General features: G+C 63.6%; 19 protein-coding genes. 18 read left to right on the forward strand and 1 reads right to left on the reverse strand.

Annotated elements, in window-relative coordinates; genetic code table 11:
• Window positions 1-2 precede the first annotated feature (2 nt).
• The 17 genes from L2U69_RS11965 to L2U69_RS12045 all read left to right on the forward strand — a co-directional run bounded on the left by L2U69_RS11965 (window position 3) and on the right by L2U69_RS12045 (window position 8,224).
• Window positions 3-1,283: a hypothetical protein gene (locus L2U69_RS11965; protein WP_236107169.1), complete on the forward strand. Its 1,281-nt coding sequence runs from the start codon at window positions 3-5 to the stop codon at window positions 1,281-1,283.
• 26 nt (window positions 1,284-1,309) lie between these two features.
• Window positions 1,310-1,498 carry a hypothetical protein gene (locus tag L2U69_RS11970; protein WP_236107173.1) on the forward strand — a complete coding sequence of 63 codons (189 nt, stop codon included), beginning with the start codon at window positions 1,310-1,312 and terminating at the stop codon, window positions 1,496-1,498.
• On the forward strand, window positions 1,498-1,764 hold the full coding sequence (locus L2U69_RS11975; RefSeq protein WP_236107175.1) for a hypothetical protein: 267 nt from the start codon (window positions 1,498-1,500) through the stop codon (window positions 1,762-1,764). The genes L2U69_RS11970 and L2U69_RS11975 overlap by 1 nt, the downstream gene beginning before the upstream one ends.
• 77 nt (window positions 1,765-1,841) lie before the next feature.
• Window positions 1,842-2,039: a hypothetical protein gene (locus tag L2U69_RS11980; protein WP_236107177.1), complete on the forward strand. Its 198-nt coding sequence runs from the start codon at window positions 1,842-1,844 to the stop codon at window positions 2,037-2,039.
• Window positions 2,036-2,266, forward strand: coding sequence for a hypothetical protein (locus L2U69_RS11985; protein ID WP_236107180.1), 231 nt, complete (start codon window positions 2,036-2,038; stop codon window positions 2,264-2,266). The genes L2U69_RS11980 and L2U69_RS11985 overlap by 4 nt, the downstream gene beginning before the upstream one ends.
• A gap of 192 nt (window positions 2,267-2,458) precedes the next feature.
• On the forward strand, window positions 2,459-2,653 hold the full coding sequence (locus L2U69_RS11990) for a hypothetical protein (RefSeq protein WP_236107182.1): 195 nt from the start codon (window positions 2,459-2,461) through the stop codon (window positions 2,651-2,653).
• A gap of 8 nt (window positions 2,654-2,661) precedes the next feature.
• The gene (locus L2U69_RS11995; protein WP_236107184.1) at window positions 2,662-3,183 is read left to right on the forward strand and encodes a siphovirus Gp157 family protein; all 522 of its coding nucleotides are present in this window, start codon (window positions 2,662-2,664) and stop codon (window positions 3,181-3,183) included.
• Between the two features lies 1 nt (window position 3,184).
• Entirely contained in the window at window positions 3,185-4,150 is a 966-nt protein-coding gene (bet, locus tag L2U69_RS12000) for a phage recombination protein Bet (RefSeq protein ID WP_236107186.1), read from the forward strand.
• A gap of 4 nt (window positions 4,151-4,154) precedes the next feature.
• Complete coding sequence (gene ssb, locus L2U69_RS12005; protein ID WP_236107188.1) at window positions 4,155-4,607, forward strand: single-stranded DNA-binding protein; 453 nt, start codon at window positions 4,155-4,157, stop codon at window positions 4,605-4,607.
• A 10-nt stretch (window positions 4,608-4,617) separates the two neighbouring features.
• Window positions 4,618-4,971 carry an HNH endonuclease signature motif containing protein gene (locus L2U69_RS12010; protein WP_236107191.1) on the forward strand — a complete coding sequence of 118 codons (354 nt, stop codon included), beginning with the start codon at window positions 4,618-4,620 and terminating at the stop codon, window positions 4,969-4,971.
• Entirely contained in the window at window positions 4,971-5,414 is a 444-nt protein-coding gene (locus tag L2U69_RS12015) for a DUF1367 family protein (protein ID WP_236107193.1), read from the forward strand. Before L2U69_RS12010 ends, L2U69_RS12015 begins: the two co-directional genes overlap by 1 nt.
• Window positions 5,411-5,584 (forward strand): hypothetical protein, encoded by a 174-nt coding sequence (locus tag L2U69_RS12020; RefSeq protein WP_236107195.1) that lies wholly within the window; start codon window positions 5,411-5,413, stop codon window positions 5,582-5,584. The genes L2U69_RS12015 and L2U69_RS12020 overlap by 4 nt, the downstream gene beginning before the upstream one ends.
• Before the next feature lie 166 nt (window positions 5,585-5,750).
• On the forward strand, window positions 5,751-6,788 hold the full coding sequence (locus L2U69_RS12025; protein WP_236107197.1) for a hypothetical protein: 1,038 nt from the start codon (window positions 5,751-5,753) through the stop codon (window positions 6,786-6,788).
• Window positions 6,788-7,411: a hypothetical protein gene (locus L2U69_RS12030; RefSeq protein ID WP_236107199.1), complete on the forward strand. Its 624-nt coding sequence runs from the start codon at window positions 6,788-6,790 to the stop codon at window positions 7,409-7,411. Before L2U69_RS12025 ends, L2U69_RS12030 begins: the two co-directional genes overlap by 1 nt.
• A 2-nt stretch (window positions 7,412-7,413) precedes the next feature.
• Entirely contained in the window at window positions 7,414-7,623 is a 210-nt protein-coding gene (locus L2U69_RS12035) for a hypothetical protein (protein ID WP_236107201.1), read from the forward strand.
• Entirely contained in the window at window positions 7,623-7,850 is a 228-nt protein-coding gene (locus L2U69_RS12040) for a hypothetical protein (RefSeq protein WP_236107203.1), read from the forward strand. Before L2U69_RS12035 ends, L2U69_RS12040 begins: the two co-directional genes overlap by 1 nt.
• 17 nt (window positions 7,851-7,867) lie before the next feature.
• On the forward strand, window positions 7,868-8,224 hold the full coding sequence (locus L2U69_RS12045) for a hypothetical protein (RefSeq protein ID WP_236107205.1): 357 nt from the start codon (window positions 7,868-7,870) through the stop codon (window positions 8,222-8,224).
• Here L2U69_RS12045 and L2U69_RS12050 read toward each other — a convergent pair.
• Entirely contained in the window at window positions 8,190-8,852 is a 663-nt protein-coding gene (locus tag L2U69_RS12050) for a hypothetical protein (protein ID WP_236107206.1), read from the reverse strand. The two genes, L2U69_RS12045 and L2U69_RS12050, sit on opposite strands and share 35 nt — an antisense overlap.
• A gap of 29 nt (window positions 8,853-8,881) precedes the next feature.
• On the opposite strand from L2U69_RS12050, the gene L2U69_RS12055 reads away from it, so the two are divergent.
• Complete coding sequence (locus tag L2U69_RS12055) at window positions 8,882-9,979, forward strand: tyrosine-type recombinase/integrase (protein ID WP_236107207.1); 1,098 nt, start codon at window positions 8,882-8,884, stop codon at window positions 9,977-9,979.
• The last annotated feature ends 6 nt before the right edge of the window (window positions 9,980-9,985 follow it).

The following is a 9,985-nucleotide window of genomic DNA, read 5'->3' on the forward strand; positions in this document are numbered from 1 at the left end:
CCATGACCGCCGCCGAAACCGCCGCAACCCCTGCGCCGGCCCTGACGATCACCCTCGCCAAGATCCGGTCTTGGGGCGCCTGCGCTGATGGCCGCGACTGGTTCCGCGCCCGCTTTCCCGAGAAGGAGGGCGCCTCTTACGCCGCAGTCATGGCGGCCCTGACCGAAGATCGGCGGACCGGGGACGCCCAATGGCTGGCTGACGCGATTTTTGCCGACCTCCTGAAGGAGCCGGGGCAGATCGCAACCCAATTCGTCGCCGGCAGTGACACCGAAGTGGATGCGGTGATCGAGGCGACCAAGCCTCAACCCGTCGACGCAGCTAAGGTCGAGACTTCGGGGCCGCTCAACGACAATGGCGGCTACGGCGCCCGGATCGGCAGCAGCGGCAACGACGCCCGGATCGGCAGCAGCGGCAACGACGCCCGGATCGGCAGCAGCGGCAACCACGCCCAGATCGGCAGCAGCGGCAACGACGCCCAGATCGGCAGCAGCGGCTACGGCGCCCGGATCGGCAGCAGCGGCTACGGCGCCCGGATCGGCAGCAGCGGCAACGACGCCCAGATCGGCAGCAGCGGCTACGGCGCCCAGATCGGCAGCAGCGGCTACGGCGCCCGGATCGGCAGCAGCGGCTACGACGCCCGGATCGGCAGCAGCGGCAACGACGCCCAGATCGGCAGCAGCGGCTACGGCGCCCGGATCGGCAGCAGCGGCAACGACGCCCGGATCGGCAGCAGCGGCTACGGCGCCCGGATCGGCAGCAGCGGCAACGACGCCCAGATCGGCAGCAGCGGCTACGGCGCCTGGATCGGCAGCAGCGGCAACCACGCCCAGATCGGCAGCAGCGGCAACGACGCCCGGATCGGCAGCAGCGGCTACGGCGCCCGGATCGGCAGCAGCGGCAACCACGCCCAGATCGGCAGCAGCGGCGACGACGCCCAGATCGGCAGCAGCGGCTACGGCGCCCGGATCGGCAGCAGCGGCGACGACGCCCGGATCGGCAGCAGCGGCGACGACGCCCGGATCGGCAGCAGCGGCGACGACGCCCGGATCGGCAGCAGCGGCGACGACGCCCGGATCGTGGCGACCGGGCGGAATGCCGCCATCGCGTGCGTCTGCCCCGGCGCTCGCGCCCGGGCGGCGGACGGCGGCTTCATTGCCCTCGCGTGGCACGACGGCGAGCGCCCCCGCATCGCTGTCGGATATGTCGGCGAAACCATCAAGGCCGACACTTGGTACGCCGTCGACAGCACCACCGGCGCGCTGATTGAAGTGGAGGCCTAACCATGTACCTCCACCCGAACCGAGTCATGTCAGCAGCGACCGCCATCAAGGAGGCGATGGAGCGCCTTGAGGAGCACATGGGCGCCGACATCGAGATCGCGAGGGCGGTCGGGGCGGTCGATTTCTGGGTGCGCGACCTGATCCAGCAGGCCGAAGCGGCCAAGTCGGAAATCCTGCATCTCGCCCGCCAGATGGCCGGTGGGAGGGCCTCGTGATGGACCGCGCGGAAGTCATCGCCGAGCGCCGCGAGGCCTACAGGAACGCCGCCATCGATGGCCGGCGGGCTCGATCCAACGACCTCGAAATCCTCGATGCGATCGACGCGGAGCTCTCCGCCTTCATGGAACGCCTCGCGACCCTCGCGGGGCAGGTGTCCACGGCCGATGTCTATGGCGCTTGGGAGGATTTTCGTGACCTGGTCAACGACGGATGGGGTGACACCTTCGGTGCTGCCCGGCTCAAGGTGGAGGCGATGGAATGACCGAGATCCGCGCCCGCTTCTTCGGCTTCGCCTCACGCGATCTTCCCGCCTCTATGACCTTCTGAAAGGAGCCCGACATGCACAGCGTTCTTCGCCCCAATTACCGCCGCGCTCGCGCCCTCGCGTTGGAGATCGAGGCCGCCAGAGCCCATCTGGACGAGGCGCGCGGTGATCCCTCCTACAGCCTCGACGACATCGAGGATTTGAAGGCCGAACTACATCACTTGGAGCGCAAGTTCTCGCTAACCGGCGTGACCTCGGAGTATGACTTATGAGCAATCCTCATCCCGATCCGCTGTCAGACATACTCAGCAAGCCGCACGAATTGGACGGTCGGTTTGAGCGCGAGGCGAAGACTGTCATCACGTGTATCTCGGATGCCGCGCTTACCTCAATCGCCGTCAGCCTAAAGCGAATTGCAGACGCCCTTGATGGCGGCGATAGCTCTCAAGGCATTCAGAACTCCCTTTTCTTTCTCGAACAGAAGATGCATGGGCAATGAGCAAGTCCACGATCTCCACGTTCCAGATTTTCGAGATGTTCCCCGACGCTGAGGCCGCGCGGGAGGATGACGAATGATCGAGACCCGCGCCCGCTGGCGCTACGCCCTCGCCGGCTTCCTTCTCGGAGGCCCGCTGTTCTACCTGATCGTCTGGGCGGGGCTTGCCGCCGTCAAGATCGCGGAGGGAGTGTGATGCTGACCGTCTCTGACCTCGCTTCTGTCTACTGGCGGTCCTGCCAAGACATGCGCCACGGCAACGACGCCAAGCGTCCCCTCGCCGCCGCCAACATCATCGGGCTCGCCCATGGCAAGGGGCCGGTGGCGGAGCGGGCACGGGCGGCCTCCGGCGAGGCGGCGGGCATTCTCAACAACAGCGACGCGGCGTGAGGTCCGATATGGGAAAGAAGCGCACACCCGATGCAGAGCGCGACCTTGTCAAGGAATTGGCGGCGGCTCGAATCCTCCGGGAAAGCCTCAAGGATTTCGGGGACGACGAAGACCTGATCCGAGACACCGTCGAGGGCGAGACCGACCTTCACGAGGCCATCGCGGCGGTCATCCATTCCATGGACGAAGACCAGATCATCGTTGATGGGATCGCGGTCAGGATCGACGCCCTCAAGGCTCGCCTGGATGCAGCCAAGGATCGCATCGGCCGCAAGCGGGCGCTGATCGAGCAGGCCATGACAATCGGCGAAATCAAGACGTTGCGTCTGCCCGAGGTAACACTGACCGTTTCCTCTACCCCGCGCACCGTCGACGTCACCGACGAGACCCTGATCCCGTCGCGGTTCTGGAAGCCTAAAGACCCGACTCTCGACCGGGCGGCCCTGACGGAAGCCCTCAAGGGTGGCGAAGAAATCGAAGGTGCGCGGCTCGACAACGGCGGCATCAAGCTTACCATCCGGAGACAGTGAAATGAACCAGATCGCGACCATCGGGCGGCCGGGCGGCTTGCCGACGCTTAACGGAAATCAACTCGGCCTGGTGAGGCGAACCGTCGCCGCAGACCTGACGAACGACGAATTCGACATGTTCATCGTCATCGCCAATCGCGCTGGCCTCGACCCGTTCAAGAAGCAGATCCACGCCGTCGTCTACAACAAGAAGAACCCGGACAAGCGGAAGGTTTCCTTCATTACCGGCATCGACGGCTACCGCGCCATCGCCGCCCGCTCGGGCACCTATCGGCCGGACGAAGATCCGCCCCGCGTGGTAATCAGTGACGACCTCAAGAACCCCGATACCAACCCGCTCGGTATCGACTACGCCGATGTGACGGTCTGGCAGTACGGCGCCGACAAGGCGTGGCACAAGGTCACCGCCCGCGCCTATTGGGAGGAATACGCCCCCCTCAAGGAAGAGTGGCACGAGAACCGGGAAACCGGTCGTCGGGAACCGTCGGGGATTTTTCGCCTGGATACGTCAGGAAACTGGGGCCGGATGCCCCGCCTGATGATCGCCAAGGTTGCCGAGGCCAATGCGCTTCGGAAGGGCTGGCCGGAAGACCTCGGGGGGCTTTACGTCGACGCCGAAATGGACCGGGCGGGGATGATCGACATCACCCCTTCGGCTGTGGTCGAGAATGACGAGAGGGAGCGTCGGATGGCCCTGATCGGCGGCGACGGAATCCTTGTCGCCTTCGATGAAACCGAAGGTCTCAAGTCCGTTCCCATCGGCCAGTTTGCCGACCGTTGCCTCGCATTCATTCGCTCGTGCCCGAACAGCGGTACCCTCGCGTGGTGGCAGTCCTTCAATCGCGCCGGGCTCCAACAGTTCTGGGGCAAGAGCAAGGCCGACGCACTCGAAGTGAAGAAGGCGATCGAGGCGCGGGCCGACGAATTGGCGCAAGCCGAGGCCAACCAGGAAGCGGAGGCGCAGTAACGCCATGTCCAGCGTGAACAAGGCAACAATCCTGGGCAATCTCGGGCGCGATCCCGAGACCCGGTCCATGCAGGACGGAACGCAGATCGTCTCCCTCTCCGTCGCTACCTCCCAGACATGGAAGGACAAAAACACGGGTGAACGGCGCGAGGCGACCGAATGGCACCGCGTGGTGATCTTCAACGAGGGCTTGGGGAAGATCGCCGTCCAGTACCTCCGCAAGGGCAGCAAGGTCTACCTGGAAGGCGAGATCAAAACCCGGAAGTGGCAGGACCAGGGCGGGCAGGACCGCTATTCGACCGAGATCGTGCTGGGCCGGTTCGGCGGCGCGCTCGTGTTGCTCGACGGCAGGCAGGATGGCGGGGAAGAGCGACAGACGACGGGCGATGGATCGTTGGGAGGGTATCAGCCGGGGAAGGCTGGTCCACTCGATGACCTCGACAGCATTCCATTTTAGGAGTCACGTGATGCTCCCCCGCCGCAAGCCCAACCGGTCAGGAATCCGAGACAACGACGGTCCCATTCGATCGCCGGCCCACCTCGCCCATGTCAGGGGCTTCGTCTGTGTCGCCTTCAAGAGCGGCGAGTGTGAAGGCCGTATCGAGGCCGCTCACTATCGGTCGGCCGCGAACGCGGGGACGGGCGTGAAGCCGGGCGACGAGTGGGTCTTCCCGGCCTGCGCCAAGCATCACCAAGAGCAGCACCGGATCGGCCAGCCCGCATTCGAGGCCAAGTACGGCGTCGATCTTGCGAAGGAATGCGAGGCGCTGGCGAGGTCTTCCGCGCACATCCGCCGCGCCAAGCAAGAGCGGGGGCGGTGATGGCCAAGGGGTACTTCGCCAAGCACCTCGGCGCCCTCCGCCCGGCCGACGAGGACGCGGAGGCGATCATGCGGGCCATCGCCATGGGCGAGTGCGTCGAGATCACTGTTCAGCGGAAGCGGAACCCGAGGCATCACCGGAAGCTGTTCGCCTTGCTCGGGATCGTGGTCGAGAACACGGATGGACGGTGGCCGAACTCCACGGCCCTTCTCGAAGACCTCAAGATGGCCATCGGCCTGTTCGAGAAGCGCGTGTCGATCAAGGGGCCGGTCTACTACGTGCCCAAGTCGATTTCGTTCGCGTCGATGGATCAGGCGGAGTTTTCGAAGGTCTACAGCCAGATGGTCGACGTCATCGTGGCGCGGATCCTGCCGGGGGTAGACCGCGCGGACTTGGAACGAGAGGTGATGCAGATGATTGAGCCTGGGAGGATGGTGGGATGACGCAGGATGTCACCTTTATCGTTACCGCCGAGAAAAAAGGCAGGCGTCACATCCACGTCGGCTATCCGGATGGGACCAAGGAGGTCTTCTCCCTTCCCAGATCCGATGCTGTGAGGCTGGGGCAAGCGCTGATCGACGATAGTACCGAAGCCCGGAGGATCAAGGGATGACCCCCGAGGACATCGCCCGCCGCTGGCTGGCCGGGGAGGATGACCTCCCATGGGAGAGGGTGCTCACCGGCCTCTGGTCACTCGGTCGCAGGGGCTTGGTGAAGCGGATCTATATCCGGGAGCGGGAGCAATTCGCGTGGGTCCCGGCAACGATGGAGGTTCCGTCATGGATGAAGTGAAGATCCCCGCCGCTGCGATCGAGGCCGCAGCCAAAGCAATCTGGGAAAGCGCAGATGATGAAATTGGCTGGGATGCGACATTGCTGCTGCCGGCCATGTCCCAGCAAGTTGAATTCGTCCGGGAAGAGGCCCACGCGGCTATCAGCGCAGCTCTTCCGCACTTCCCAGGCTATCAAGAGCCCATTCTTTCGGCTGTTGAGCGCATCTTCCGAGAACATGGATTGGCGGTACCATCGGACGCAACCATGCGCATCGCCCTTGCCGCAGGCGTCGCTGTGATGACGTCACTGTCCGAGCGCCATGATCGGGTTTATGACGATGGGTACGCCGCCGGGCAGGAGTCGATGCGGACCGACCTGCGCCTTGTCCTGGCCAACCTTCGCTGGCTGGAAGAGTGTACCGGAGAGACGCTCGAAGGCGAAGACGCGACGGTGGTCAGGCAAATCGAAGCCGATCTTGACGGCGCCAATCTTGACCGTGACCCGGATGATGACGCCCAGCCACTGACTGAGGCGGAAGCCCTCAAGGTGGCGCGCAACGCGTTAATTCATGCGCGTGACAATCTGACGCCACACCCTGACCAGATGCTAGACGAGGCCCTTGCTAAGATCGATGCGGTCGCAGGTCATGTAGGCAGTCCGTGCCCGATCCCAATGATTTTGCATTGCCCGTTCTGCCACCAGCAGCACATAGACGCGCCGAGTCCGGGTTGGAATAACCCGTCGCATCGCTCTCACCTTTGCTCGTGCTGCGGCACGATTTGGCGGCCCGCCGATGTTCCAACCACCGGTGTCTTCGCCATCAAGACAAAGGGCACCGCAGATCGGATGATCGACGCTCGCAGACCAATCGCTGAATTAGAGGCTGGCGCCGAGAACGCCAGGTTGATCGACGCGCTTACCAAGATCGAGCGCGTCTACTGGATTGAGGGCAAAGAAGACGGTTGGCGCGCCACGAAAATGAGGGCGCTCGCCTCAGAAGCTCTCGCCCAGATCAACGCCCTCTTGGGCGGAGAGGGGGAGTGATGATGACCGAGCGCAACAATTACCTCTTGATGAAGCGCGGCCTCTATTATCGGCCGGCGGCGCAGGGGTATACCAGCATCAAGGATGAGGCCGGGCGCTACTCGGCCAGCGCCGCCACTCCCGAAGATGGTGTAACGGCCATCCACGAGGATGCCGCCCTCGAATATTCGCCGGCGGGCAACATCGAAGTCGCGGCGCCTCATGCAACCGCTAAGGTCGCAGCGATGAAGGCGGAGATTGCGCGCCTCAAGGCGGTCTATTCGAGCCTGAACGACGACGTGATGCAAATCCTTGGCAAGGCGCTCGGATTTCCCTGGTACGCGGACGATCAGACCACGTTTCCGGGCGCGACCAAAGCCGATGGCATTTGTCCTGGTGAGCAGGTAGCGGAAAGCATGGCTGAGTTTGCGGCCAAACGGATTGCAAAAAGCGATGACACCATCCGCGCCCTGCGTATGACGATCACGGCGGCGCGGGAGGCACTCGAAGAATCCAAGGCTCTTGTCGAACATATCCAAGAGTTCGGAGGTGTCATGGATCGAATTTTCGTCGATGCAGCGGACGAGACGGTACGGCGGGCCATGGCTGAAATCGACACCCTCTTGGGCGGGAAGGAGGGGTGATTATGAAACCGTGGGAAAACTACGATAAAGCTGCGGCAATGGAGCCAAAGCCAGATGCTCTTCTTAAAGACAATCCCAGCGGAATGTATTGCCGTGCTTGTCGGGCTTGTGGAGTTAGTCATTGTGCGCATGTCGAATACTGCAACGGCATGGAGCGCATGAAATCAAATCCTGACTATGAAAATACCCTCTTGAATGAAAGGATGAAGTGATGAAGCGAGTTCTCCTCGGTATAGACGGCAACTGCGGTTTTGCCCTTCTAGGCGCCAATCTCCAAGAAGGCGAAGTTGAGTTTGTTGAGGTTCCACCTGCTGACGGTTCTCGTTCTCTTGCGGAACGTCAGTCGTGGGCAGCAACCCAAGCCTACCGCCGCTTACAGAAACGGCTTGATGAACAATTTTTGTATATCCTTGACCAGAGCCATCCGCGTTCCTGCTGATCCGGGGAAACACAACCATGACCGCTGACCTCCCCACCCTTCGCGCCCTCGTCTCCCGGCTGGAAGCGGGGGAACAAACGGGGGCTCTTGCCGATGGTATCCACGGCGCCCTCTGCCCTGATGAATACCACCTTCAGCCTGCCGTCTTCGACGCGCTTCTGCGCGCTTCTGTCGACGGGGCCATCGCCTTCACCGAGGCCGTGCTGCCGGGATGGGTTTACGGCGTCGGGATCAAAGAAGATTTCGGGGCCACCGGGTGGGTGCAGCCCCCGAAAACGGCCCGGGAGTATCCGGCGAGCGTTGCCGATGCCCCTGCCACCGCTCTGCTCCAGGCTGCGCTCAAGGCCAAGATCGCGGAAATGGAGGCCACATGACCCCACCAACCTGCCATAAGTGCCGCGTCGAGATGCACCCGGGGACGGCGCCCGGTGATTCCGCGACCACCCATGTTCTCATGCCGATGCGGGGGTGATGATGCAGGTCAATCGCTACCTCACCGACAAGCATTTCGATCGCATCGATCATGCCCTCGGGCGCCCCGTCGATCCGCTTGCCGAAACGTATCGAAACCATTTCGCGGTGGGCGCCGGCAGCGCGGAATGCCTGGTCATGATGGCGTCGGATCATTGGCGTGATGATGGGATAGCCGGCGATCTTCGAATGATGTCCGTCACCCCGGCCGGCCGCGCGGCGCTGGCGGAACATCTGCGACAGATCGGCGATCGACACCGCCTCTATGTCGTCACTTTCAACGGCATCGAAATGACGGCGGTCGCCACCAGTCACGCCAAGGCCCGCTACGCCAAATGGCTGGATATGTACGATCTCGCCCCGGACCTGACCTTCGGCGAATTCGCCCGGCGCAGCCGGGTGCGACTGATGTAGCGGCATTGCCATGAAATCCGCCTCGATCACCGCCGTCAGCCGCGCCATCGCCGCGATGCGGAAGCACGGCATCCCCATCGGCGGTGTTCGCATCCGGCCCGACGGGTCGGTTGACATCTTGACGGAGGCGCCAACCGAGGCGCCAGATGATGATCTTGACGCGGAGCTGGAGCAATGGAGACGGAAGGTTGGCAAAGGTTGATCTTGAATCCGTCCACCGCGTCACGGCGCGCGGCAAGGTCTATTACTACGCATGGCGCGGCAAAGGCGCCCCCCGCCTCCACGCGAAGCCGGGTACGAAAGCCTTTGTGGAGGAACTGGCCGAAGCCCTGAGGGGGCGGCGAGAACCCGACACGAGCCGGCTGACCGGCGTCATCGCTTCCTACAAGGCAAGCCACTATTGGCAGAAGCTGGCGCCGACGACGCGCGCCGCATGGGGCCTCTGGCTCGACCGGATCGACGAGCATTTCGGCAAGTTGACGATCCGCCAATTCGATCGACCGCAGATCCGACCGGACATCATCGCGTGGCGCGATGGATGGGCGCACAAGCCGCGATCGGCCGACATGGCCATCCAGGTGCTGTCGCGCCTTCTGGCGTTCGCCGTGTCGCCCAAGGGCCTCATTCTGACGAACCCCTGCATCGGTCTGGACCAACTCTATGAGGTCGATCGGTCGTCCATCGTCTGGGCCGCAGCCGACTTCGCGCGCCTGGAGGCCATCGCATCGCCCGAGGTATTCGCGGCGGCGCGCCTGGCGGCCCTGACGGGACTTCGGCGGGGCGACGTGCTGCGCCTGTCATGGTCGCACGTCGGGCCGCTGGCGATCGAGATGCGGACGGCGAAGAGCGGCGGGCGGCGAACCGCGCTGATCCCGCTCTACGCCGAACTCCGCGACTTCCTCGATCACACGCCCAGGGCAGCGACGACGGTGCTGGTCAACAGCCACGGCCGCCCATGGGGATCGGGCTTTTCCGCGAGCTGGCAGCGCACGATCAAGCGCGCCGGCCTCGATCTCCATTTCCACGATTTGCGCGGCACCGCCGCGACACGCCTCTATGTCGCTGGCTTCAAAAACCGCGAGATCGCGGAGATCCTGGGCTGGGGAGAGGATAGCGTCGAGCGGCTCATTGACCGTTACGTCAAGCGGGACGAACTGATTCTGGACCGCATCAGGCGTCTCGATCAGAACACCAGCGGAACGAGCCCTGTAAAACGCCCTGTAAAACGCCCTGTGGACAAGTGAGCTAAG

Source organism: Zavarzinia marina (assembly GCF_021568905.1).
GTDB lineage: Bacteria > Pseudomonadota > Alphaproteobacteria > Zavarziniales > Zavarziniaceae > Zavarzinia > Zavarzinia marina.

What these genes read in the sequence shown, in the direction of transcription:
- L2U69_RS12045 (WP_236107205.1), top strand. Translation starts at nt 7,868, where the DNA reads ATGACCGCTGACCTCCCCACCCTTCGCGCCCTCGTCTCCCGGCTGGAA.
- L2U69_RS11990 (WP_236107182.1), top strand. Translation starts at nt 2,459, where the DNA reads ATGCTGACCGTCTCTGACCTCGCTTCTGTCTACTGGCGGTCCTGCCAA.
- L2U69_RS11970 (WP_236107173.1), top strand. Translation starts at nt 1,310, where the DNA reads ATGTCAGCAGCGACCGCCATCAAGGAGGCGATGGAGCGCCTTGAGGAG.
- L2U69_RS11995 (WP_236107184.1), top strand. Translation starts at nt 2,662, where the DNA reads ATGGGAAAGAAGCGCACACCCGATGCAGAGCGCGACCTTGTCAAGGAA.
- ssb (WP_236107188.1), top strand. Translation starts at nt 4,155, where the DNA reads ATGTCCAGCGTGAACAAGGCAACAATCCTGGGCAATCTCGGGCGCGAT.
- L2U69_RS12035 (WP_236107201.1), top strand. Translation starts at nt 7,414, where the DNA reads ATGAAACCGTGGGAAAACTACGATAAAGCTGCGGCAATGGAGCCAAAG.
- L2U69_RS11985 (WP_236107180.1), top strand. Translation starts at nt 2,036, where the DNA reads ATGAGCAATCCTCATCCCGATCCGCTGTCAGACATACTCAGCAAGCCG.
- L2U69_RS12030 (WP_236107199.1), top strand. Translation starts at nt 6,788, where the DNA reads ATGATGACCGAGCGCAACAATTACCTCTTGATGAAGCGCGGCCTCTAT.
- L2U69_RS12015 (WP_236107193.1), top strand. Translation starts at nt 4,971, where the DNA reads ATGGCCAAGGGGTACTTCGCCAAGCACCTCGGCGCCCTCCGCCCGGCC.
- L2U69_RS12020 (WP_236107195.1), top strand. Translation starts at nt 5,411, where the DNA reads ATGACGCAGGATGTCACCTTTATCGTTACCGCCGAGAAAAAAGGCAGG.
- L2U69_RS11975 (WP_236107175.1), top strand. Translation starts at nt 1,498, where the DNA reads ATGGACCGCGCGGAAGTCATCGCCGAGCGCCGCGAGGCCTACAGGAAC.
- L2U69_RS11965 (WP_236107169.1), top strand. Translation starts at nt 3, where the DNA reads ATGACCGCCGCCGAAACCGCCGCAACCCCTGCGCCGGCCCTGACGATC.
- L2U69_RS12055 (WP_236107207.1), top strand. Translation starts at nt 8,882, where the DNA reads ATGATGATCTTGACGCGGAGCTGGAGCAATGGAGACGGAAGGTTGGCA.
- L2U69_RS12040 (WP_236107203.1), top strand. Translation starts at nt 7,623, where the DNA reads ATGAAGCGAGTTCTCCTCGGTATAGACGGCAACTGCGGTTTTGCCCTT.
- L2U69_RS12050 (WP_236107206.1), bottom strand. Translation starts at nt 8,852, where the DNA reads ATGTCAACCGACCCGTCGGGCCGGATGCGAACACCGCCGATGGGGATG.
- L2U69_RS12010 (WP_236107191.1), top strand. Translation starts at nt 4,618, where the DNA reads ATGCTCCCCCGCCGCAAGCCCAACCGGTCAGGAATCCGAGACAACGAC.
- L2U69_RS12025 (WP_236107197.1), top strand. Translation starts at nt 5,751, where the DNA reads ATGGATGAAGTGAAGATCCCCGCCGCTGCGATCGAGGCCGCAGCCAAA.
- bet (WP_236107186.1), top strand. Translation starts at nt 3,185, where the DNA reads ATGAACCAGATCGCGACCATCGGGCGGCCGGGCGGCTTGCCGACGCTT.
- L2U69_RS11980 (WP_236107177.1), top strand. Translation starts at nt 1,842, where the DNA reads ATGCACAGCGTTCTTCGCCCCAATTACCGCCGCGCTCGCGCCCTCGCG.